At 64.0% G+C, this 22,183-nt stretch carries 20 protein-coding genes; 14 read left to right on the top strand and 6 right to left on the bottom strand.

From position 1 onward, the window contains the following. Nucleotides 1-102: 102 nt before the first annotated feature. The 3 genes from KU306_RS10455 to KU306_RS10445 all read left to right on the top strand — a co-directional run bounded on the left by KU306_RS10455 (nucleotide 103) and on the right by KU306_RS10445 (nucleotide 3,012). A complete protein-coding gene (locus KU306_RS10455; protein ID WP_007539442.1) occupies nucleotides 103-1,179 on the top strand; it encodes a phytoene/squalene synthase family protein in 1,077 nt (358 codons plus the stop codon). Nucleotides 1,180-1,418: 239 nt separating this feature from the next. Next, nucleotides 1,419-2,255, top strand: a complete 837-nt coding sequence (locus KU306_RS10450) for a cytochrome c oxidase subunit 3 (RefSeq protein WP_007539440.1) — start codon at nucleotides 1,419-1,421, stop codon at nucleotides 2,253-2,255. Nucleotides 2,256-2,397: 142 nt separating this feature from the next. Beyond that, nucleotides 2,398-3,012, top strand: a complete 615-nt coding sequence (locus tag KU306_RS10445; protein WP_258301900.1) for a class I SAM-dependent methyltransferase — start codon at nucleotides 2,398-2,400, stop codon at nucleotides 3,010-3,012. A 62-nt stretch (nucleotides 3,013-3,074) separates the two neighbouring features. On the opposite strand, the gene KU306_RS10440 is transcribed toward KU306_RS10445, so the two are convergent. Beyond that, a complete protein-coding gene (locus KU306_RS10440) occupies nucleotides 3,075-4,733 on the bottom strand; it encodes a potassium channel family protein (RefSeq protein WP_007539435.1) in 1,659 nt (552 codons plus the stop codon). 53 nt (nucleotides 4,734-4,786) lie between these two features. On the opposite strand from KU306_RS10440, the gene KU306_RS10435 reads away from it, so the two are divergent. The 4 genes from KU306_RS10435 to KU306_RS10420 all read left to right on the top strand — a co-directional run bounded on the left by KU306_RS10435 (nucleotide 4,787) and on the right by KU306_RS10420 (nucleotide 8,910). Next, on the top strand, nucleotides 4,787-5,122 hold the full coding sequence (locus tag KU306_RS10435; protein WP_258301899.1) for a hypothetical protein: 336 nt from the start codon (nucleotides 4,787-4,789) through the stop codon (nucleotides 5,120-5,122). A 73-nt stretch (nucleotides 5,123-5,195) separates the two neighbouring features. Further along, nucleotides 5,196-7,616, top strand: coding sequence for a penicillin acylase family protein (locus tag KU306_RS10430; protein ID WP_258301898.1), 2,421 nt, complete (start codon nucleotides 5,196-5,198; stop codon nucleotides 7,614-7,616). Continuing rightward, nucleotides 7,613-7,954: a hypothetical protein gene (locus KU306_RS10425; RefSeq protein ID WP_258301897.1), complete on the top strand. Its 342-nt coding sequence runs from the start codon at nucleotides 7,613-7,615 to the stop codon at nucleotides 7,952-7,954. Before KU306_RS10430 ends, KU306_RS10425 begins: the two co-directional genes overlap by 4 nt. 53 nt (nucleotides 7,955-8,007) lie before the next feature. After that, the gene (locus tag KU306_RS10420; RefSeq protein WP_258301896.1) at nucleotides 8,008-8,910 is read left to right on the top strand and encodes a CDP-alcohol phosphatidyltransferase family protein; all 903 of its coding nucleotides are present in this window, start codon (nucleotides 8,008-8,010) and stop codon (nucleotides 8,908-8,910) included. A gap of 23 nt (nucleotides 8,911-8,933) precedes the next feature. On the opposite strand, the gene KU306_RS10415 is transcribed toward KU306_RS10420, so the two are convergent. Together KU306_RS10415 and KU306_RS10410 are read right to left on the bottom strand one after the other, a co-directional pair. Beyond that, the gene (locus KU306_RS10415; RefSeq protein ID WP_258301895.1) at nucleotides 8,934-9,839 is read right to left on the bottom strand and encodes an SAM-dependent methyltransferase; all 906 of its coding nucleotides are present in this window, start codon (nucleotides 9,837-9,839) and stop codon (nucleotides 8,934-8,936) included. Between the two features lie 76 nt (nucleotides 9,840-9,915). Beyond that, entirely contained in the window at nucleotides 9,916-10,644 is a 729-nt protein-coding gene (locus KU306_RS10410) for a DUF547 domain-containing protein (RefSeq protein ID WP_258301894.1), read from the bottom strand. Nucleotides 10,645-10,752: 108 nt separating this feature from the next. Between KU306_RS10410 and KU306_RS10405 the strand changes: the two genes are divergently transcribed. Beyond that, entirely contained in the window at nucleotides 10,753-12,954 is a 2,202-nt protein-coding gene (locus KU306_RS10405) for a DUF7527 domain-containing protein (protein WP_258301893.1), read from the top strand. A 246-nt stretch (nucleotides 12,955-13,200) separates the two neighbouring features. Here the strand turns inward: KU306_RS10405 and KU306_RS10400 are convergent, their stop codons facing one another. Next, nucleotides 13,201-13,506: a hypothetical protein gene (locus tag KU306_RS10400; RefSeq protein WP_007539411.1), complete on the bottom strand. Its 306-nt coding sequence runs from the start codon at nucleotides 13,504-13,506 to the stop codon at nucleotides 13,201-13,203. Between the two features lie 255 nt (nucleotides 13,507-13,761). Here KU306_RS10400 and KU306_RS10395 point away from each other — a divergent pair, with 255 nt between their 5' ends. From KU306_RS10395 to KU306_RS10385, 3 genes are all read left to right on the top strand, one after another. Then, entirely contained in the window at nucleotides 13,762-15,093 is a 1,332-nt protein-coding gene (locus KU306_RS10395; protein ID WP_007539409.1) for an adenylosuccinate synthase, read from the top strand. Between the two features lie 136 nt (nucleotides 15,094-15,229). Then, nucleotides 15,230-15,415, top strand: a complete 186-nt coding sequence (locus KU306_RS10390) for a methytransferase partner Trm112 (protein ID WP_013035425.1) — start codon at nucleotides 15,230-15,232, stop codon at nucleotides 15,413-15,415. Nucleotides 15,416-15,476: 61 nt separating this feature from the next. Further along, nucleotides 15,477-16,058 (top strand): DUF7524 family protein, encoded by a 582-nt coding sequence (locus tag KU306_RS10385; protein ID WP_007539407.1) that lies wholly within the window; start codon nucleotides 15,477-15,479, stop codon nucleotides 16,056-16,058. Nucleotides 16,059-16,080: 22 nt separating this feature from the next. Here the strand turns inward: KU306_RS10385 and KU306_RS10380 are convergent, their stop codons facing one another. Together KU306_RS10380 and KU306_RS10375 are read right to left on the bottom strand one after the other, a co-directional pair. Continuing rightward, nucleotides 16,081-17,178, bottom strand: a complete 1,098-nt coding sequence (locus KU306_RS10380; protein ID WP_258301892.1) for a DR2241 family protein — start codon at nucleotides 17,176-17,178, stop codon at nucleotides 16,081-16,083. A gap of 2 nt (nucleotides 17,179-17,180) precedes the next feature. Further along, entirely contained in the window at nucleotides 17,181-18,059 is an 879-nt protein-coding gene (locus KU306_RS10375) for a CbiX/SirB N-terminal domain-containing protein (protein ID WP_258301891.1), read from the bottom strand. A gap of 166 nt (nucleotides 18,060-18,225) precedes the next feature. Here KU306_RS10375 and KU306_RS10370 point away from each other — a divergent pair, with 166 nt between their 5' ends. From KU306_RS10370 to cysS, 3 genes are all read left to right on the top strand, one after another. Beyond that, nucleotides 18,226-18,720 (top strand): DUF7523 family protein, encoded by a 495-nt coding sequence (locus KU306_RS10370; protein ID WP_007539401.1) that lies wholly within the window; start codon nucleotides 18,226-18,228, stop codon nucleotides 18,718-18,720. A 66-nt stretch (nucleotides 18,721-18,786) separates the two neighbouring features. Continuing rightward, nucleotides 18,787-20,556: a globin-coupled sensor protein gene (locus KU306_RS10365; protein ID WP_007539399.1), complete on the top strand. Its 1,770-nt coding sequence runs from the start codon at nucleotides 18,787-18,789 to the stop codon at nucleotides 20,554-20,556. A 63-nt stretch (nucleotides 20,557-20,619) separates the two neighbouring features. Further along, on the top strand, nucleotides 20,620-22,104 hold the full coding sequence (gene cysS / locus KU306_RS10360; protein ID WP_258301890.1) for a cysteine--tRNA ligase: 1,485 nt from the start codon (nucleotides 20,620-20,622) through the stop codon (nucleotides 22,102-22,104). Nucleotides 22,105-22,183: the final 79 nt, after the last annotated feature.

Below are 22,183 nucleotides of genomic sequence, written 5' to 3'. Positions count from 1 at the left end.
CCTGATTCTTTCATTGACTATGCTTATGATTTTCTGCTACGGCCTGTACGGTACGCCCCACGACACTTTTTATCCCCCCTTCCCTATAACGGGACACTTCGAATGTCTCGACACGCCGATGCCCGGCCACCGGCAACCGATGACGACCTCAATTGGTGTCACGATGCAGTCCAGGGCGTCTCACGAACCTTCGCCCTCACCGTGGACGTTCTCGACGAACCGATGTCCTCGTACATCTGTATCGGATATCTACTCTGTCGAATCCCCGACACTATCGAGGACTCGTCGTCGATTGCGCCGGACGAGCAGGCACACCTCCTCAGACTCTACGACAGCGCGCTCGACCCCGACGACGACACCTCTATCGACGAGTTCGTCGTCGCCGTCGAGCCGCACCTCCCGCCCGCAGCCGACCGTTCTGACGACTGGGACGTCGTCGCCAACGCGCCGCGCGTGCTCCGCACGTTCGAGGCGCTTCCGGTCGACGTTCGCGAGGCGGTGACGCCGCCCGTTCGCGAACTCGTCTCCGGTATGGCGATGTTCGTCGAGCGGTACTCACACACCGGTGGACTCCGCATTCAGTCGCGCGAGGAACTCGAAGAGTACTGTTACTACGCCGCGGGGACCGTCGGCAACCTCATCACGAATCTCGTGACGCGCGGGAACATCGACCGCGAACGCCACTCGCTTCTGTACGACACCGCCGAGGAGTTCGGCTTGCTCCTCCAACTCGTCAACATCGCGAAGGACGTTCACGACGACTACGACTCCGAGAACAACGTCTACCTGCCGGCAGAGTGGCTCGAAGACGCTGGCGTCCCCCAAGAGGAAGTCACTGCGCCCCAGCACGAAGCGCAAACCGCGTCGGTCGTCCGCCGGACTGCCACCCACGCCAAGTCGTTCCTCGACGACGCGCAGACCTATCTGGAGACGGTTCCGCTCCGCGACGGCAACACGCTCGCCGCGTGGGGCATCCCGTTCCTGCTCGCCGTCGGCACGCTCCGCGAACTCGTCGCCAACCCCGAGCGAGCGGTGACCGGAGAGGGAGTCAAGATTTCGCGCCAAGAGGTGTTCGCCGTCGTCGCCGCGTTGAACGGCACGAGCGCTGATACACTCGCCGAGATGCGCGAAGTCATCTCCCAACAGCCGTTCCACCGCGCAACGACCAACATCGACTGAAATCGATTAAAACCGACTGCAATCGACTGAGGAGTTTCAGCCGGGCACGCGTTCATCTGCGGTCCGTTCTCTCCGCTTTCCGACTCACTACGGGTTCTTTCCGTCTGGTTCACACTCAGGTAGCCACGCCAGTGACTCGAACGTCGTTCGCGGCGGCGACAGGTCGAGCGTGGTCGCGTGGGGCCGGGCCTCGAACGCGGTTGGGAGGATTTTTAGTAACCGAAGAATAACGGTGGCTTATGACTTCGGAAGAAGGACACGACGACCACGGACACCACTTACCCGCGGTGGAGGACTGGCCACGGGGCTTCGGTGAGGCGAGTTGGTGGCCGTTCGTCACAGCAGTCGGCGGCGCAGGCATCTACGTCGGCGCGGCGCTGTACATCATGGGTATCGGCCAAACGACTGCTCTCGGCGTGGCGGGCGGCAGCATCGCGCTCTTCGTCCTCGGTATCGTCGGCTGGCTCTATCACGCGTTCGTCAAGGGCTTCTGGGACCGCGACCGGAGCGAACACGACGAAAACAAACTCCGTTGGGGAATGATTGCCTTCCTCGGGTCCGAACTCGGTACCTTCGGTGCCCTCTTCGGCTACTACTTCTTCATCCGCGCAGGAACGTGGCCGCCACAGGAGCTTCCGCACCTCGTCGGGTCGCTCGTACTCGTCAACACCGGGCTGCTCGTCTTGTCGAGTTTCACGCTCCACTGGGCGGAAGGCGCGCTCCAGAAGGGTAACCGCAAGAACTTCATGCGCGGTCTCGCAGTGACCCTGCTCCTCGGTATCGTCTTCATCGGCGGGCAGGTCTACGAGTACTACGAGTTCATCGTCCACTCCGAGTTCACCTTCTCCTCCGGCATCTTCGGGTCGGCGTTCTACGGCCTCACCGGACTGCACGGACTGCACGTGAGTCTCGGTGCAGTCCTCCTCGGCATCGTCTTCGTCCGCGCACTCCGAGGTCAGTACTCCGCCGACCGCCACGTCTCGGTGAGCACGGCGTCCATGTACTGGCACTTCGTCGACGTCGTCTGGATCTTCCTCGTCATCGTCCTGTACGTCGGCGCGGAAGTCGGCGCGTAATCGGACGCTCCTCGACGACCCTTTTTCGACCGCTGTCCGGTGAGCCACAGGTCGCGGGACGGCGGCCCTGTCTCACCTGTCGTCCTCTGCTCGAATATCTTTCAACAGAACTATTAGTCGCGGTCGAATCGACTCTCGGTCCATGTCGGACCAGTCGGAGTCTGAAACCGCCGACCCAGCAGCGTGGTGGAACGAGGTCTACGAAAGCGAACCCGCCCCGCCGTGGGATATCGACGAACCACAACCGGCATTCGTCGAGGCCGCCCGGAAGACCGGGCTATCGGGTCGTGTCCTCGACGTTGGGTGCGGAACTGGAGCACACGCGCTCTGGGCAGCAGCGGCGGGACACACCGCGGTAGGCATCGACTTCTCCAGCGAGGCAATCGAGCACGCACGGGAGAAAGCCGAACGGCGAGGTCTCGACGCGACGTTCCGGGTGGCGGACGCGCTAGACCTCCCGGACGACATCGGCACGTTCGATACCGTGTTAGACAGCGGCCTGTTTCACGCGTTCGAGAGCGACGAACGCGAGCGATACGCCGACGAATTGGCTGGTATCGTCCCCGTGGGTGGGCGTGTGTTTCTCGTCGGGTTCGGCGACGATGCCCCCGAAGACGGCGGACCGAATCCGATTACCCCTGACGATGTCTCGTCGGCCTTCGCGACGGAGTGGACTGTCTCGAAAACGCGAGACGTGACGTTCGAAACGCTCGATACCACGTTCCCGGGACTGTTCGCACTTGTCGAGCGGGTCTGAGCGAAATGGGAACCCTCCCCGGAACGTGGGCCCGCTCAGTGTGGGGGGTCACCCGATGCGACTCACCCAAACTGCTCGTTGAACTGGTAGATGTCTTCGTCGATACCAGCGACGAGCACGTCGTCGTCCTTTTGGACGCGGAAGTCAGGGCCGAGTTCCGTGAGCAGGTCGCCGTTGCGCTCGACAGCGATAATCGTACAGTTGGTCCGGGCACGGACGTCCGCCTCGGCGAGCGTCCGCCCGACGAGTCCGGGCGCGTTGGTTCGGACGATTTCGATTTGTGATTCGGGTGCGATGACTTCCTCGTCGAGGACGCGCGACGCGAGCATTCGGCCAGCGACCGTCGAGAGCGCGAGGACGTAGTCTGCGCCAGCGCGGTAGAGTTTCGCGATGCTCTCGGTCTCGTTGGCGCGCGCGATGACCTCGGTCTCCTCGGAGACGCGTTCCGAGACGAGCGTGGTGAAGATAGCAGTCGTGTCGTCGTCGAGGGCGAGAAGGACGCTTCGGGCCTCGTCGACACCTGCTTCGAGCAAGGTCTGTGGCTTCGTCACGTCGCCGACGATATCGACGCCGGGTTTCTCCTGTTTGTCGACGACGCGGTGCGGGACGCCAGCGCTCGCCAGCGTCTCGGCGGCCGTCGACCCAACTTCGCCGTAGCCGGCGATGATGACCGTGCCCCGCCGGAAGCGGCGCGCGGACGAGAGCGTGAGTCCGTGGAGCTTTTCGAGTTGTCGCTCGCGGCCGACGACGAGCAAGACAGTATGCTCGTCGATGACGGCGTCGGGAGAGGGCGGCGAGACGAACTCACCGGTAAACCACGCACCGATGACGTTCGCACCGGTCAGGCGGCCGATACCGCTCTCCGCAATCGTCTCTCCCTCGACGGGACACCCACGCTGGACGAGCAGTTCAGCGACTTCGAAGTCCTCGCCGATTTCGATAGCGTCGCCCACAGCCGACGAGATGGCCGTCGTCGCCTTTCCTGCGAGACTCTCGCCCAAGAGTCGCCGGGGCGAGACGACCTCGTCGGCCCCGGCGAACCGGTGGTAGTCGCGGACGTGCGGGTCTTCGATGACGCTCACGACGCGCGAGTCGGGGGCTGCTTGCTTCGCTGCGAGGATGATACTCGCGTTCGTCTCGTCGTCGTCGTCGGCGACGATAGCAAAGGAGGACTCGGCGTTCACCGCTTCGAGGTCTTCGACCGACTCGGGGTCGCCGTGGACGACCGTGTACCCATCGGAATACAGTTCCTCTGCCAGTTCTCGATTCGATTCCAGGACGACGTACGGCATGCCCATCGCTTCGAGTTCGTCGACGAGCGCGTCCCCTCGCGGCGTGAACGTACAGACGATAACGTGGTCGGTTAGGTCCGACGTGGTCGGCGGGTCGGTTCGGAGCGCGTCTTCCACGAGCGGAACGAGGAACAGCGGCAGCGTGAGGAAGACGGTGGTGACGCCGGTGAGTTGCATCAAGATAGAGAGTGCGAGAAGCGGCGGCGTGTCCTCCCAGAACCCCGTCTGCTCGCCGTATCCGGTCGTCGTGAACGTCTCGACGACCACGTGGAGCGCTTGGATGAACGTGACGTCCTCGCCGGCGTACTGGCCCGCAGCCCACTGGTAGATGAATGCGTAGGTGACGATGAGCACAGCTGCACCCGTGAGATAGCGACCGAGGCGACGCTTCGCCTTCGACAGTCCGGGGCCGTCACCCGTAATCGACATACACCCGCTTTCGCCTCCGGTGTCTAAAAGGAATCCCCCTCCCGAGACTCAGTATGGGACGACGTAGAGACGCCGTACTGACACTCCTCGTCGTGGTGCCGATAGCACTGTTGCTGGCGCTAACCCGACCGCCAATGCGGTTACAGACGGTCATTCTCGGCGTCGTCGGAGCCCTCGTGCTGGAGGCCGCGTCACTCGGAGCCAGAGACCGAGTCCGTGACTACTGGGAGCGACCGAAAGTACAGGCCCTCTCGGTGCTGGGTGTCGTCGGCGTCGCGGCCGTCAGCCTCCTCGTCGAACCCGAGGTGCTCGTCGTTCTCGGCGCTGGACTCGTCACCTATCTGGTCGTCCTCGTCGTCGCCGAGTCCGCCGCACGAATCAGTGGATAGCAGGACAACTCCCGAACCGTTCACAAACGTCACTTGAGGAATATTTATCCGACGCCCTCCCTCCAATGTGGGTATGAATACCACGACCCGCGCCGTCGTCGCAGTCGTCTGTACTGCGGCGCTGGTCGCAACCGCGGTGTTGGGTGGGTCGTATCTCGGACTCGCCGCACCACTGTCTGGAGACGTGTACGACTCCGTGACGGCTCGCGGGGCGACACAGGTCGAAAGTCCCTACGGACCGGCGAGCGTCTGGTACGACGAACACGGTGTCCCGCACGTCGAGGCCGAAAACGAGCGAGCGTTGTATTTCGCCGTCGGCTACGTGCAGGCCCGCGACCGCTTGTTCCAGATGGACCTCCAGCGCCGACTCGTCGGCGGGCGCCTCTCGGAAATCGTCGGCAACCAGACCGTCGAATCCGACCGCTTCTACCGCAGTCTCGACTTCGAGGCCGCCGCGGAGGCCTCGTGGAACTCCGTGCGCGACACCGAGGTCGGACCAGCCATCGAGGCGTACAGCGACGGGGTGAACCACTACGCCGACGCCGGGACACTCCCGCCCGAGTACGCGCTCCTCGACGCCGAGTTCGAGACGTGGACGCCGACCGACACGCTTCTGGTCGGCAAACTCATCTCGTGGCGACTCTCGGGGTCGTTCGCCGACCTCCGGCGGTCGACTGCGGTCTCTCGACTCGGCCCCAATGCGTCTGAACTCTATCCGGCGCAACTCGGCCACGACGCGCCTATCGTCCGTACCCCCGAGAACTCGGATGCGGCGTCGTTCTCGCCGGAGTCCGTCGTCGACGGGGCAGGACCAAATGCGACCGAGTCTGTCGCCGGCGACTTCGAAGCACTCGCCTCGTGGACCGACGCCTACGACAAGGACCCGGCGTTCGGGTCGAACAACTGGGTCGTCTCCGGCGAGCACACAGCCTCCGGCAAACCATTGCTCGCGAACGACCCACACCTCTCTCTCACCGCGCCGCCCGTCTGGTACGAGATGCACCTCTCGACCGCCGAGATGGACGTTCGCGGCGCTGCGTTCCCCGGAATCCCCATGGTCATCATCGGGCGCACAGCCGACGCCGCGTGGGGCGTGACGAACGTCGGCGGCGACTTCACCGACATCTACACCTACGAGCAACGGGACGGCGGCTACGTCTACGACGGCGAGGTTCGCGCCTTCGAGACGGAAGCCCAGACTATCGAAGTCGCGGACGGCGAGGACGTACAAATCACGGTCCGCAAGTCTGTCCACGGCGCGGTCATCGACCGCGGCGGGAAAACCGTCGGCGTCGCGTGGGCCGGCTTCTCGGCGACGAACGAATCGCTCGGCGTCTATCGGCTCAACCACGCCGATTCGGTCGCCGACGTTCGAAGCGCGCTCCGCATCTGGGACGTGCCCGCACAGAACTTCGTCGCCGCAGACCGCGCCGGAAACACGCTGTATTACCCCGCCGGTCGGTATCCACTCCGCGTGACAGACGGTGAGGTCGTCCGCGGCGACACCATCTTCAACGGGTCGCAGGGCGAAGGCGAGTGGCCCGGGTACGACCCGTACGGCGAGTCGTCGTGGGACGGGTTCGTCCCGTTCGAGTCGATTCCGCACGTGAACGACCCGTCGGTCCTCGCCACGGCGAACCAGCGGACCATCGACGACCCGGACTTCTACATGGGCACGTCGATGACCTACGCCGACCCCTACCGCGGCGAGCGAATCTACGACATGCTCGACGAGGCGGCCGCCGAGGGTGGGATGACCGCCGAGGATATGATGCGCGTCCAGCGAGACGTTCGGTCCGAGGCTGCGGTCGCACTGGCACCGTACGCGGTGGACGATGCCGCAGTCCGAAAGATGTCGCCCGAAGCGCAGTCGCTCGCATCCGCCCTCGACGGCTGGGACAACCGCATGCACGCCGAGTCGCGCGCGGCGCTCATCTACCGTATCTGGGTCGACGAGTTCCGCAACGCGACGTTCGCCGACGAGTTCGACGCCGCGGGACTCGACGAGTCGTACTATCCGGGGCTGTACGTCTTGCAGACGCTCGACGCCGACGCGACGTGGTACGACGACGGAACCACGCGCGATGTGACTGAAACCCGCGCTCACGTCGCTGCGTTGGCGATGAACCGAACCGCTGAGCGCATCGACCGCGAGGGCTGGGAGACCTACGGCGACTTCAACAGACTCGACGTCGACCACGCGTTCGACCGCGACTTCCTCAACTACCCCGAGCGCCCGATGGACGGGTCGCGATACACCGTGTTCAACTTCCGCGGGTCGCAATCGACGCAGACCGGGAGTAGTTGGCGGATGGTCGTCGACTTCTCCGCGGAGGACGAGTCAGTCGGAGTCATCCCCGGTGGCCAGCGCGGCGTCTTCTGGTCCGACCGCTACCACGACCAGCTCGACGAGTGGGCCGCTGGCGAGTATAAACCACTCACGTTGGAGCGACCGGCCGGAGAGCCCGACATCGTCTTCGGAGGTGCGCGATGAGCGTGCTCACTGAACTTCGGACGGGGCCACGAGCCGACCTCGCACTGCTCGTCGCAACCGTGGTCGGGATTGCCGCCACGTCGGTCCACTGGACGGGCCTCGTCGTCGGCGGCGTGTTGGTCGGTATCCTCGCCACCTCGGTGCCGCGTGCGGTCGTCCAGGGACTCACGTTCGGGGGCGTGGTCCTCGCGATTCACGTCGCCTTCGTGTGGTGGAACGGCGCGCTCGACGCCCAGTTCGCGACCGGTATCCTGTTCGTGCTCACCGTCGGTGCCGGATTCGCGCTTCCGACCCTCGCTGCTGTAGGGGCACGGGCCGTAACGGAGTTCACCGGGTAGCAAGACCGACGACGTGACCGACTCAGCTACAATATGATTGACTCACCCACGACATGACCGACTCACCCGCGATAACACGTTCCACTCGACAGACACGACAGAGCGTCCGCACGAGCGGCGGGGTCGCGGTCGCACTGGTCGCCAGTGGGGGTGCCCTCCTCGCGTCGTCCGGGGCCGCGACGGCGACAGACGCCGCACTGTGGACTGCTGTGTCGATGCTCGTGGTCGCGGGCGTATGGACATACACAGCTCGCTATGCCGCAGAGAACGCGACACGGACAGCACAGAGCGACACGCACACGACAGAGGTATCGCCAGAGGACTCGGGGAATTCGCCTCACCGGTACACCTCGCTTGGACTTCCAACCGCAGTGACGCTCTTTCGCGCCATTCTCGTGGCTGGCGTGGGTGGTGTGGGCGCTGTCAGTGCCGTCATGTGGGTCGAATCGGGGACACCGCCAGTCGCGTGGGCGTGGGCCGCAGCAGTCGGGTACGGGGTCGCCGCTGCACTCGACTCACTCGACGGGACGCTCGCTCGACGACTCGGGCGCGTCACTGTACTCGGCTCCCGACTCGACACCACAGTCGACGCACTCGGCCTGCTTTTGGCACCGCTGGCTGGTGTCTTCCTCGGTCAACTCCCGTGGTGGTACCTCTCTGCCGGGGCTGCCAGATACGTGTTCGTCGCGGGGCTGTGGTGGCGAACCCGGACCGGCCGACCGACGTACGACTTGCCGCCACGGTCGTCCCGACGAGTTCTCGCCGGGATTCAGATGGCGTTCGTCCCGTTCGCGCTGGTACCCGGCGTCGCCGACTCGTGGGTCCCGACGCTGGCTGGCGTCGCCGCTGGAGCGTTGCTTCTGGGATTCGCCCGCGATTGGCTGTACGTTTCGGGCCGTCTCGAATCCGACTCGACGACGCGCCGCTCTCGGTCGTCGAGGTCCGGAGAGTCCTGAGTCGCGTGGAAAATCGCTCCGGCTCAGTCGAGTTTCGCCAAGACGTCGAGGTTGTGCGCGACGTAACTGAGTTCTTCGGCCTCCAACTGCTTGTGCCGAGTATCGAGCCACCCGCGCAGTGTGGTTTCGCCGACGCCACCGTGGGCGCTGACCGACTCCTCGACGAACTGGAGAATGCGCGAGATAAAGAAGCGCTCACCGTCGTCGTACGGGGGGGTGACGACCCAGTCGGACCCGCCCGCAGAGACGATTGAGGCGTCGGCCTGCGGGAGCGCCGACAGCAGGTTCGAGCCGGTCTCCGGTCCCGAGGCGTTGTCGTCTCCCATCGTCTCGTGGAACGCATCGAGCACCTCGTTGTCGGCGTTGTGAGTCGGACGGAAGGCCGTCCGACCGTCGAACGTTATCGGCGCGTAGAAGAGTCCGCCGTCAGTGAGCCGAGTAACCAGCGCATCGAGTGCTCGTTGTAACGGAAGCACGTCGAGGACCGCGTGGGCGACCACGAGGTCGATTGCCTGCGGGATTTCGACCGTCGCGTCGAACAGGTCGCCGGTCACGTACGTCAGCGCGACGCGCCGACCGTGCCGTTCGATTTGGAAGCCGTCGACGGTCGGCGACGCCTCCCAGCCGGCCCCGTGTGACCACTCCGCGAACGCCGCCGAGGCTTGGTCGGACATCCCCGACCGGCGGTCTATCATGATGTACTTGATATCGTCGTACGCGTCGAAAACCCCCCAAGAGAGGAGCCGTCGGCACATCGAACCGGTCCCCGCTCCGACCGAGACGACGCGAAGCGGCTCTCCGGGTCGTGCCTCCGCTCGGTCCGAAAGCTCGTCGACGAGCGTCGAAAGCGTCGGCCGGTGGAGTGCACGGTCGTCGACGGCCTCCTTCGATTCGAGGTACCGGACGAACCGCTCGTCGTGTCTTGTCACGGACACATAATCGAGGCGAGAAACTATAACCGTTCTCCCGAAGCGACCAGTCTCGACCCGAGACGTTCGTCGGAGGTTACGTTCTGGTCGCAAACTCGCCGAGCGAGAGCGACCAGTCGTAGTCGTCGTACGAAACGGAGGGAGACGCATTCTCTGGGACGATGCCGTACTGCTGGAGCAGTTCCCGGATGCCCGACCGCCCACCGAAGTCGCCGCGGAACCACAAGAACAGTCTCGGAATGACCGCGTGCTCGGTGTCGAAGTCGTACGCGACTTCCTGTTCGAGATGGTTCGCGGTCGCCACGTCGAGTTGCTCGTCCAGTCGTTCGTGGTCGTACACAGCGATTGGTGGGCAACTCGCCGCGCCGCAGTTCAACGCGAAGTGGATTCGCGGGTCGAGTTCGTCGACGCGATGGGTTCGTTCGAACGACCCGGGAAACGGATTCGGGATGTAGCCGAATCCCCACCCGAGCATCGAGCGCCGGAGGATGCCGTGTTCGATGTCGTCCGGACTGAGCGGTTCGCCCGCGATGACGATGATATGCTTTCGAAAGAAGCTGTATCGACCGTCGTACATCGAGGGGTCAGACGAGAGCGTCTCTTGGATGGCGGCGTTGTAGATATTGATCCAGAACGCCCGGCGACGCGAGTCGGAGTCGAGTTCAGACGCGAGGGCATCGCTGTCGAGGTCGGCAAGGGTGGTTCGAATCGCGTCAGTCTCGTCGCCGCGGCGGACCCGTCGGAGGTACTCCGCGGCGACTTCGGGCGCACTCTCGTGTTGTGGGTGGCCAGAACGGGCGCTCACGGGGACGAAGTGGGTCGCTGGTCGGATAAGCGACGGGGTGTCGTGCGTGAAACATGCCAATGAATCGCCCGGAAAGTATTTGATTCGCTTCCCGTGATTTACCTCCAAATGGATAGCGAGATTATCGACGCGGTGACTGGGTGGGACTCAGCACCCGCTGAGAGCGGGTACGGAGGTCTCCGGTCGCTCGCGAACGACGACTTCACGGGCGCGGTCGTTGCGGGCATGACGTGGGGGTTCATGCTCAACGGGCGTCTGCTCGGGGTCTTCGACGGACAAATCGAGGACTTCGAGGACGAATCGTTCGAATCGTACCGCGCACCCGACCCGTCTCTCCCGTTGTTGTATACGATGCAAGAGACCGGCGGCGACGTCCGCGCGCAGTATTACACCGAAGAGACGCCGCTGGAAGACGCAGACGGAACGCTCTCTGCGGGGGGCTTCACCGGCTACGTCGAACTCTCCGAGAACGTTCTCTCTGGTGACTACTACGTCGTCTACCACGGCGGCAAGTCGATGAGCGCCGCATACGTCGGCAACAGCAAGCGTCTCATCACGGGCGACGATGCCTTCGAGCGGGCGAGCGACGAGGTTGGCATCTACAAAGTCTACGACGTCGACATCGAACTCGTCGAAATCCCTGAGGGGGACGACGAAGACGAGGCTGCCGCGTCCGCAGGCGCGTCTGCGACTGACGACGCCCAGGACGAGTCCTCCGGCGGCGACGCTGCACCGTCGTCTGCTGCTGAGCCCGACGATGCCGACGAGTCGCAAACAGAGCCGGGCGACACGACACCGAGCCGTGATACCGAGACGAAATCCGATACCGAGACGCCAGCCACAGACGAGCCCGCATCCTCCAGCGAGTCACCGTCTACGGCTGACACCTCGACCACGGACACCACACAGACACCGGCAGCGGACTCGGAGCCTCAGCCGACCGAAGCGTCCTCCACCCCGGCCCAAAAGAAGGAGTCGGGCGATGCGTCGAAGACTGGCTCAGCCTCACCCTCGACGTCGGCAGGAGCACACGGCTCGTCGGCGACGACTGCGGACAATTCCTCGGCGAAAAACGGCGTCAGCGGCGGCACGGAAGCGTCCGGGTCGGCAGCCGAACCGAGTGGCTCCGGCGACGACGTCTTCTCGGCCGAGGCGCAGTGGCGCAACGCGCGGTCGATTCCCTCACTCGACCCCGGAAAGTCGAAGTACGAGACCGCACCGAAGCGGACCCCACCGCAGAGTAAAGAGCGCTCCCGAAAGGCACAGAGTCGCGCTGCGAAGTCCAAGCGGAGCAAACAGGCGTCGAAGAAGCGAGCTTCGTCGTCGTCGAAATCGGCACCGCAGTCGGCACCACAGTCGGCACCGAAGCAGTCGACGGCCGACGCGGGGGCCGTCGAGTCGCTCAAGGCGAAGGTCTCCGAGCTCGAATCGGAGCGCGACCAACTCGCCTCGGAGCGTGACTCGCTGAAGGAAGAACGCGACGAGTACCAAAACCGGGCGGAAGAACTCGACGCGCGCGTCGAGGAACTCGAAGCCGAGGTCGACCGCCTGCAGTCCAAATTAGACGACGTCGGCGTCCACGACACCGACCACTCGATGTCGCCCGACGAGGCGCTCCGCGGGACGAACCTCTTCGTCCGCTACGCCAGAAAGGGTGAAGCGACGCTCGAAAAGGCCCACGCCGGACAAGCAAAGCGAGAAGACGTCGTCGACAACCTCCGACTCGAACACCACACGACGTTCGACACCGACGGCCTCGGCGTCGAGGGACGACCCTACGAGGAGTACCTCGAAGACACGCCGGAGTACGGATTCGCCACCTGGGTCGTCACCGAACTCCTCTACGAAATCGGCGAGACCGGCAACCGGTCGAGCCTCGCGGGCGTCTTCGACGCGATTCCAGAAATCGACCGCATCGAGCTCTACGGGACCGTCTCGGTCCCCATCGGAGAGGGCGAGACCGAACCCCGGAACTTCGACATCATCTTCCGCGACCAGATGGGCGACCCACTGTTCGTCGCCAACCTGAACGACTCGCGGGACCCCGCGACCAAGCCGATGGTCGCGCAACTCGCCAAGGACTCCAAAGCCATTGCGGAGGCGAACGAGACCCTCGGCTCTGCGTTCGTCGTCACGGCCAGCTTCTTCGAGCCCGAAGCCCTCGAAGTCGCGGCCGAAAAGACCGGCGGCGGACTCCTCAGTCGCTCCAAGCGCAAGAGCTACGTGAAGCTCTCGCGCAAAAACGGCTATCACCTCTGTCTGGTCGAAGGCCGCAGCGGTGACTTCCACCTGAACGTTCCGGACATCTGAGGTTCGTCCGGGCGACACTCTCCCGGCATTCTTTCGTCTGCTGACGTGGGGAGCGACAGCGCTGTGACGGACGTCGCCAGCGCTCAACACACGAGTCAGAGAGAAAACGAGGACCAACCGGCATCGACCGGAGGGCAGTGACGCCAGATGGTACTCAAACTATCGAGAACGCTCCGTCAATCCACGTTTCTGTAGAAACTGATTCGTTTCTTCGGAAACAGGACAAAACGACTGTGTGAACGGAGGTTAGTTCTCGACTTCGGCCGCTTCTTCGATTTTCATCGATTCGAGCTTCGTGACGATCTCGTCGAGCTTGTCGTCGAGTTCGTCGACGAATTCCTGTGTGCGCTCGGTCGTGATTGCGCCTTGGCTGGAGGGCTCGATAAGGTTCTCTTCTTCGAGAACACGGAGCGAGTAGCGAACCTTGTGGTGCGGGTAGCCCGTCTCGTTCGACATCTTGACGATGCCGATGGGTTCGCTCTCGATGACCATCTTCAGGACCTGGAGATGGCGTTCCAACATATCGACTTCCTTCTCAAGTCGGTCTATCATGCCATTTGTTAACTCTTCTTGGGAGACTTTAAGCCTTACCCTCCGCGGCGGGCAGAATAAGATGGAACCGACAGATTGCCAGCTATTATCAGAACTAACCGAGGGCACTAGTTAACGGTTGTGTTCTCGATTGGCACGATAATGCGTATTCGTGGCATTCACCGGAAGTGTAATCGAAGTAAATATACACGATTGTGTATCCGTCTCCGAACAGTACCGTAATGTGTTTAGTGCGTCGCGGGGAACGGCCGACGTATGACTGTTACCATCGTCGGTTCGCAACTCGGCGACGAGGGCAAGGGCGCTCTCGTCGACCTGTGGGGCGGCGACGCTGACATCGTCGTCCGATATCAGGGCGGCGACAACGCCGGCCACACCGTCGTCGAAGACGGTGAGGAGTACAAGCTCTCGCTCGTGCCCAGCGGGGCCGTCCGCGACAAAGTGGGCGTGCTCGGAAACGGCTGTGTAATCAACCCCCGGACGCTCTTTTCGGAACTCGACGACCTCCGAGAACGCGGTCTGGAACCCGACGTGCGCCTCGCGAAGCGCGCGCACGTCATCATGCCGTATCACCGTCGCCTCGACAACATCGAAGAAGAGGCGAAGGCCGACTCCGACCTGACGGTCGGCACGACCGGGCGCGGCATCGGCCCGACCTACGAGGACAAGGCCGGCCGTCGCGGTATCCGCGTCGGCGACCTCCTCGACCCCGAGGTCCTCCGGCAGCGACTGGAGTACGTCGTCCCGCAGAAACGCGCCGTCATCGAGGACGTCTACGGCCTCGAAGCGGGCGAGGAGTGCGACATCGAAGCGCTCGTCGAGGAGTTCACCGAGTTCGGTCGCCGACTCAGCGAGGAAGACATGGTCGTCAACTGTGGCGACTTCCTCGCCGAGCGACGCGACGCCGGCGAGAACGTGATGTTCGAAGGCGCACAGGGGACGCTCATCGACATCGACCACGGGAGCTACCCGTACGTGACCTCCTCGAACCCGACCGCCGGCGGCGCGGCCACCGGCACCGGCCTCGGCCCGACCGTCGTCGGACAGGGTGAAGTCGTCGGCATCGTCAAGGCGTACCTCTCGCGCGTCGGCGAAGGCCCGATGCCGACCGAACTGAAAGACGACGACCGCGACGAGGAACTCGCAGACTACATCCGCGAGAAGGGTGGCGAGTTCGGTACCGTCACCGGTCGCCCGCGTCGTATCGGCTGGCTCGACCTCCCGATGCTCCGTCACGCAGCACGTGTGAGCGGTTTCACCGGCATCGCCGTCAACCACCTCGACGTGCTCGCCGGACTGGACGAAGTGAAGGTCGGCCATGCCTACGAACTGGAGGGCGAAGAGCGACTCACCATGCCCGCGACGACCGAGCGGTGGGCCGAGTGCGAACCCGTCCTCAAGGAGTTCGAGACGTGGCCCGAGGTCGACTGGACCGAAGTCGCAGAGAAGGGCTACGAGGCGCTTCCTGATGCGGCACAGGACTACCTTGAGTACATCTCCGACGAACTCGACGTGCCCGTCTACGCGGTCGGCATCGGCCCGGACCGCGAGCAGACGGTCCACCTCGAAAACCCGTTCGACAAGTAGACTGAGAATCTCTGTTTCGTCGGCCGATATTCGCCGACGGCTCGTTTTTCTCGTCGCTCGGAGAGACGGAAACCACGGGACCGCTCCCGGCGACGAACCCGTACGCTTTTACTTCGCGCAACCGACGGTCACGTCAATGAAAGAATCCCTGATGGACATCCTCTGTGACCCACTCGACAAGAGCGAACTCGAACTCGAAGTCGACGAACGGGACGGCGACGAGATCATCGAAGGGAGACTCATCGGCACGGTCACCGGCGAGGTGTATCCCATCGAAGACGGCATTCCGAACCTCCTGCCGCCGGACATGCGCGACGACTGAGACTGTCTCACAAGCTCGGTGGAACTGAACGCTTTTCTGTTTTCGTGCAGACCCTGCGACCATGTCGAGCGAGTCGCTTTCCGTCGAGCTAAACGAGGAGCGCCCCCACGACCTGTCGGTCGCGCCGTCGTTTTCGGCGGATGGCCCGTTCGAAATCGAACTCGACAACCTCGGTCAGGCGATTCACGTCCACCTCAACATCGACGACGAACTCTCCCGAGTCGCGCGACTCTCGGGTGGGAACCACTACGTCGACGGCGGGCAGACGCTCGGCGTCGAGGTGTTCGTCACTCCGAACGACGAGCCGGTGACGGGAAAGCTGAAGATTGTAACCGGATACGGGTCTGAGACGGCCTACGTCGACGTGACTATCAACCCGGCACCAGAGACGCGCCAAGTCGACGTCGACGACACGCTCTCGAAACCCACACAAAAGGAGGCGGAACCGTCGGTCAGCGAGGGACTCTCCGACGTGTTTCCCGACGTCGACCCGAGTTCGATTCCGCTGTTTCTCCTCGGTGTCTTCGCGCTCGCGCTCGCGGTGGGCATCGCCACGGTGTTCGATAGCTTCGCCATCACGCTCGGCGCGGGCGTCGTCGTCGGCGGCGTCATCGTCGCGCTGGGTATCTCCGTACTGGGATAGAAGAGACGGGAGACGGGGCTGATTACGACTCGTTTTCGGTGGGAACGCCACAGAGGTTCCCATCGTCGTCGAACAACTTCGCACGCAGGAACCGCGCCCGGTAGCGATTCGCTCCCTCGTACACGTCGGCCTCGCGAATCTCGTCGGTGCGGTCGTCCGCGACGGCGTCGACGATGGCTTCGAGTTGTTCTTTCTCCGACGGCGTGAGTTCGAACTCGTAGGTCTGGGCGTTTTCGCCCTCTAGACGCGTCCACTTCCGAGAGGCCGCGATGACGAGCGAACAGGGTTCCCGGCAGGGGAACGCGCCGTCGCCGCCGTCCACGTCGAGGTCGGTCTCGTCGTCGTACTGCCACTCGCGGCGTTTGACACACTGCGAGTCGTCACAGCACGACTCCGCGACCCAGTTCACGTGTTCGTGGCCGTCGCCGCGGTTCCACGTCTCGACGACGCTGTACATCCCGGTCTGGCGACCGATGGTGTCTACCCAGTGTTCCACGTCGAGCGTGCCCTCGCGCTCGCGGTACCAGTTCGGCACCGACGCCGGGTAGAACGTCTCGACCGTCTCCACGAGGTCACGGCCGTCGAGGTCCGGGAAGACCCATCCTCCGGCGAGGTTGGTGCCGGATTTGAGCGGTCGGTACCGACCCTTCTCGTCGTAGGTCGCCAGTTGCCGGGCGGCGAGTGGTTCGTGGTACGTGTCGAGGTCGTCGCCCTCTCGGTCGGCCTCGTCGACGTGACGGAGTTCGTAGCGTCGTTGGCCATCGTCGCCGAGGGTTGCAGTGACGAGGAGTTGTCCCCACTCGCGCTCGATACCGTCTCGGAGTGCGTCGTATCGCGCCGGAACTGACTGGTCTTCGGCGTCCGCGCCTTCGACCCACCGGAGGAACGCCCGCCGCTGCGGGCTGGATTCACCGACCGCTCGGCTCCAGAAGTACCAGTTCGTGACGTACTCGTCGTAGTCGGAAAGCACGTCGCGGAGAGTGGCCTCCGAGAGGCTGTCGCGGCTTTTGTCGGGGGTTTCCAGTCGGTAGCCGTTGTCCCGACTGGTTACGTAAAGGCCGTCGAGCGAGACGTCGTCGTCTTCGGCAGCCTCGACGAGCGCGTCGATGTAGTCTGCCACAGTCAGTCACCCGCCAGTGGCGTCTTTCGAGTTCGTTCACGGACGACTTCGAGCGCGTCGCCGATGTCGGCCCCGGCGTCGGCGGCACGTTCGAGCACCACGTCGGCCATCAGGCCCTCGGTTCCGACAGCGCCAGCGTACCAGATATGGTGGCCGTCTACCTCGGTGGGCACGTCGTACCCCGTTCGGTAGTCGTCGGTGAGGCCCATGTCCTCGGGGATGTCTTCCTGCGTGTGGAAGCCGTCGGCGACGAAGAGTGGAACGACGACGATGTCGTCGGCGTCGAAGTAGTCGGTCACGTCGTCGACCTCCGGTTCCTCGTCCATGTACAACGCCTGTACCTCGTCGAAGCGGTCCATGTCGCGGACGCGCTGGGCGTGGTACTCGATTGCTTTCGCGGAGTTCTCGTTGCGCTCGGTCCCGTGGCCGACGACGGCCAGACCGAATCCGTCGCCGACGTTCGGGTCCTCGGTCACGGACTCGGCGCGGCGGACGATGACGTCGGTCATCGCCTCGTGTGTGCCGACCGGACCGCAGTAGTGGACCGTCTTCTCGGGGACGTCTTCGGCGGGGAGCGTGACGTGCGTCGCAGAGAGACCGTCGGAGTCCCAGTCGGCGACGTCCCACCCGTCGAGGCGGAGTTCCCGCGGGATGACCTGTTCCGTGAAGTAGCCCTCGCTGATAAACAGCGGGACGACGTACACCTCGTCCGATTCGACGGTTCGAAGGACCTCACGGATGGACGGCTCTTCCTTCCAGAAGCCGGTTCGAACCTCGTCGAACGCACCCACCTCGCGGATAGTGTCCGCGTGGTCGTAGGTCGGCGTGCTCGAATCCGGGTTCAGGTGTGACCCGTGCGCCACGATGACCAGCGCTTGCATGTCCGGGGGTTACGACGGGGCTGACTTATGGACTTCGCATCTACGAAAGGAATCTTCGCGTTCCGGTAACTCCCGTTTGCGTCACGTTCGAAGTGTCGGGACGGACGAACGTCGTGGCTCGACGACTGGCGGCGGATTTTTCCTCGCCGCCCGCGACGCCTCAGGTATGTCTCTCGCTGCCGACGCCCGCGACGCCGTCCGCGACCGACCGTTCCTCCTCGACGCACTCCGTGCCGGGGTGGTCAACTACGCCGCCGCCGCTGCCTTCCTCGACCTCGGTGACGACGAGGCGGTCGCGGCCGCGCTTCGTCGGTTCGCCGACGACCTCCCCGAGTTCGACCCCGAATCGCGTGACGTGACCGTCACGATGCGAAGCGGCGTCGGACTCGTCGGGGAAGATATCGACGAGTCTGACGACGACCCGGTTCTTTCGGTCGCCGGTGTCGAACTCGCGTCGGGTGGGCCGCTCACGGCTATCATCGCTGAGGGTGAGGTCGATACGACCGCGCTCACCACAGTTCTCGGCCGACTCGACGCCGAATCCGTCGTCGTCGACGCCGCCGGTGTCGCGGGCGACACGCTCGCAGTCGTCGTTCCGCGGCGGCAGGGTGCGGCCGCGCTCCAAGTCGTCGAATCGGCCGTCAGCACTATATACGCCTAATTTCTGGCTATCACCCGTGATAGTGGGGTACTCGGCCTTAATATCGAAGCCCCCATGAGATTGTCAATGCCATCGGACAGCCCACGGGACGATAGCGCAATCTCTCTTTCAGCAACTGAACTGCTGGCCGAACTCGACTTGGACGCCGACGAACTCGCGTGGCGACAGCAGTTTGTCGACTTCGACGACGACGACGCGGCCCGTCTCGCCGGTTTACGAGACGTGGTCGAGGCGGAGCAAACGGCGCTGGTCGATGGGTTCGTCGACCCGATTTTGGACAACGAGCGGACGACCGACGTGGTCAATCGCTCCGACATGGACCTCGACGGTCTGCGCGCCGTCGTTTCCGGTTACTACCGCTCGTTCACCGATGGCTCGTACGACGAGGGCCACTACGCCGCCCGCACTCGAATCGGGCTGTTGCACGACAAACTCGACATGCCGCTTCACTACTTCGGCGGGATGTTCGCGAACGTCACTGGTATCTTCGCGGACGCGCTTCGCGAGCGTGCCGTCTCGGAGGCGACGAGCGGTCTGTCCGACGCCGAGACGGACCGAGTCGAAGACGCAATCGACGAGAGCTTCGCCGACATGATGGCCGTCGTTCGGGGGCTGAACCTCGACATGCAGGTCGTCAACGACACCTACCTTTACTCGTACTCGAAAGACGTGCGCGAAGAAGTTCGCCGAGCGCGCCAGAGTCGAGGGAACCTAGAAGACGTGGCAAAACAGCTCCACGGAGAGACAGCCGACACCGCGCGGAGCGTCTCCGAAATCGAATCCCTTGCGAGCGAGCAAGTATCTGTGACCGAGGAGATTGCGTCCGAACTCTCGAACCTGAGTGCGACAGTGCAGGAAGTTGCCGCCACGGCCGACGACGTCTCGAAGCAGAGCACGGAGGCCAGCGACCGCGCACAGCAGGGTCGCCAAGAGGCCGGTGAAGCAATCGACGCGATTCACGAAGTCGGGTCGGCCCGCGACGACATCACGGTGAACGTCGAGGCGCTCGTCGGGGCGATAGACGAAATCGAAGACATCGTCGAGGTCATCGACGAGGTGGCCGACCGGACGAACCTGCTCGCGCTCAACGCGTCTATCGAGGCCGCTCGCGCGGGCGAAGCCGGTTCTGGGTTCGCGGTCGTCGCGGACGAGGTGAAGTCGCTCGCCAACGAGTCGAAGTCGCAGGGCGAGCGCATCGGACAGATGATAGACGAGGTGACAGACCACATCGAAGACACCGCCTCGGCGCTCTCTGCTGCAGACGAGAACATCGACGACGGCATCGAACGCGTCGAATCGACCGTCAAGAGCCTCGACGAGATTACGACCACGGTCGGCGAGGTAAACGACGGTATCGAGGAGGTGGCCCGCGCGACCGACGAACAGGCCGAACTCACCACCGATATCGCGTCGTTCGTCGACGATGCGACCAACCGCGTCGACGAGGTGACGAAGGAAATCGACAGCATCTCCGAGAGCGTCTCCGAGCAGGCCAACCGCGCTGCCGACCTCGACAAGGCGGTCGACGACTTAGACGCCGAAGCGGACCTCGAAGCCTTCCGCAAGCGTGCGACGCCGACCACCGACGGCGGCATCGTGACCAGCGGGCCGTCCGGGTCGCTCGCAAACGCAGCGAACGCCAGCCAAATCCCGTCTGAACGCCGGACGACATCGGTCGAGACGGCCGAGACGGCCGAGACGGACACCGGTGCTGTCGCGGATGCAACCGACGACCCGCTCGATGGGATTCCGGCGTTCGTCAAGCGAATGCTCCCCCAGAAGACCCTCGACAAGATTCGCCGCGGCGATGCCGACCGTCCCGAGTGGACGAAGTAATCGCTCGCCGCGACGACACCCGTTCCGACGGGTTGAAAATGGTGCCACGAGTAGCCCGTGTCGATGACACTGACCGTGACCAACACGCTGACGGGAGAGCGCGAGGACTTCGAGGCGCGAGGCGACGACGTGCTGCTCTACGTCTGTGGACTCACGGTCTCGGACGACGCGCACCTCGGCCACGCTCGCCTGTGGATGCACGCAGACATCATGCACCGCTGGCTGGCGTACGAGGGCTACGACGTCCATCACGTCGAGAACTTCACCGACGTGAACGAGAAGATTGCCGCCCGCATCGGCGAGGACGACCTCGGCGACGACGAGGCTGACGTCGCCGAGCATTTCGTCGGCGACGTAATCCGAGACATGCGCGGGCTGAACCTCAAACGCGCCGAGGTGTACCCCCGCGTCTCGGAACACCTGCCCGAGATTATCGACCTGATTGAGACGCTCGTCGACCGCGGCCACGCCTACGAATCGAACGGCTCGGTCTACTTCGACGTCTCGACGTTCGACGACTACGGCAAACTCTCGAACCAGCAGGTCGAGGAACTCGAAGCACAGGGGAACGAATCGGAGCGCTCCGAGAAGCGCAACCCCGCGGACTTCGCGCTCTGGAAGGCCGGGGCAGTCGCCCCCGAGACGGCCGCCGAACACCGCGACCCGGACCTCGAACCCCTCACGGAACCGTGCGGCCAGACGTGGGAGTCGCCGTGGGGCGAGGGTCGACCCGGCTGGCACATCGAGTGCTCGGCGATGTCGATGACCCACCTCGACGACACCATCGACATCCACGTCGGCGGCCGCGACCTCGTGTTCCCGCACCACGAAAACGAAATCGCCCAGTCGGAGGCGGCGACCGGCGAGCAGTTCGCCCGCTACTGGCTCCACGTCGGACTGCTCCAAACCGAAGGCGACAAGATGAGTTCCAGCCTCGGAAACTTCTTCACCGTCACGGACGCGCTCGACGAGTTCGGCGTCGACGTGATTCGGACGTTCTACCTCTCGACGGCTTACGGGTCCGAACAGACGTTCTCCGAAGAGACCATCTCGGAGGCCGAAGAGCGCTGGAACCGTCTCGAACGGGCCTACGAGGCCGCCGTCGATGCCTGCGACAGCCCGGACGCGCGGACGAAGGTCGAAGCCGGTGGACTCCGCGAGACGACGGACGAGATATACGAGAACGTCCGTGCCGCGATGAACGACGACTTCAACGTCCGCGAGGCGATGGCCGAACTGCTCGGTCTCGCCAGCGCCGTCAACAAACACCTCGACGAGGCCGACGAGTACGACTACCGCGCCCTCCGCGAGGCAATCGAGGCGTTCGAAGCAATCGGCGGTGAGGTGTTCGGTCTCTCGTTCGGTGACTCCGGCGAGGGCGGCGACGTGTCGGTCGCCGAAGACCTCGTGCAACTCGTCTTGGACGTCCGCGAAGCAGAGCGCGAGGCTGGCAACTACGACCGCGCCGACGCGCTCCGCGACGACCTCGCTGCACTCGGCGTCGAAGTCGAAGATAGCGGCGACGGTGCGACATTCAGATTCGAGTAAGTGGTGGCGACCGACCGGGACGACGGCCCGACGACTGGAGGTTGCGGGCTGCTGACCGGTGGACTGCGGGCTGCCGACT

It is taken from the genome of Haloferax larsenii (assembly GCF_024730625.1).
In the GTDB taxonomy this organism is placed as follows: Archaea; Halobacteriota; Halobacteria; order Halobacteriales; family Haloferacaceae; genus Haloferax; species Haloferax larsenii.
This window is presented reverse-complemented; position numbering and strand designations above follow the sequence as displayed.

Coding starts and splice junctions, on each gene's coding strand:
- KU306_RS10455 (WP_007539442.1), top strand. CDS start 103: ATGTCTCGACACGCCGATGCCCGGCCACCGGCAACCGATGACGACCTC.
- KU306_RS10450 (WP_007539440.1), top strand. CDS start 1,419: ATGACTTCGGAAGAAGGACACGACGACCACGGACACCACTTACCCGCG.
- KU306_RS10445 (WP_258301900.1), top strand. CDS start 2,398: ATGTCGGACCAGTCGGAGTCTGAAACCGCCGACCCAGCAGCGTGGTGG.
- KU306_RS10440 (WP_007539435.1), bottom strand. CDS start 4,733: ATGTCGATTACGGGTGACGGCCCCGGACTGTCGAAGGCGAAGCGTCGC.
- KU306_RS10435 (WP_258301899.1), top strand. CDS start 4,787: ATGGGACGACGTAGAGACGCCGTACTGACACTCCTCGTCGTGGTGCCG.
- KU306_RS10430 (WP_258301898.1), top strand. CDS start 5,196: ATGAATACCACGACCCGCGCCGTCGTCGCAGTCGTCTGTACTGCGGCG.
- KU306_RS10425 (WP_258301897.1), top strand. CDS start 7,613: ATGAGCGTGCTCACTGAACTTCGGACGGGGCCACGAGCCGACCTCGCA.
- KU306_RS10420 (WP_258301896.1), top strand. CDS start 8,008: ATGACCGACTCACCCGCGATAACACGTTCCACTCGACAGACACGACAG.
- KU306_RS10405 (WP_258301893.1), top strand. CDS start 10,753: ATGGATAGCGAGATTATCGACGCGGTGACTGGGTGGGACTCAGCACCC.
- KU306_RS10400 (WP_007539411.1), bottom strand. CDS start 13,506: ATGATAGACCGACTTGAGAAGGAAGTCGATATGTTGGAACGCCATCTC.
- KU306_RS10395 (WP_007539409.1), top strand. CDS start 13,762: ATGACTGTTACCATCGTCGGTTCGCAACTCGGCGACGAGGGCAAGGGC.
- KU306_RS10390 (WP_013035425.1), top strand. CDS start 15,230: ATGAAAGAATCCCTGATGGACATCCTCTGTGACCCACTCGACAAGAGC.
- KU306_RS10385 (WP_007539407.1), top strand. CDS start 15,477: ATGTCGAGCGAGTCGCTTTCCGTCGAGCTAAACGAGGAGCGCCCCCAC.
- KU306_RS10375 (WP_258301891.1), bottom strand. CDS start 18,059: ATGCAAGCGCTGGTCATCGTGGCGCACGGGTCACACCTGAACCCGGAT.
- KU306_RS10370 (WP_007539401.1), top strand. CDS start 18,226: ATGTCTCTCGCTGCCGACGCCCGCGACGCCGTCCGCGACCGACCGTTC.
- KU306_RS10365 (WP_007539399.1), top strand. CDS start 18,787: ATGCCATCGGACAGCCCACGGGACGATAGCGCAATCTCTCTTTCAGCA.
- cysS (WP_258301890.1), top strand. CDS start 20,620: ATGACACTGACCGTGACCAACACGCTGACGGGAGAGCGCGAGGACTTC.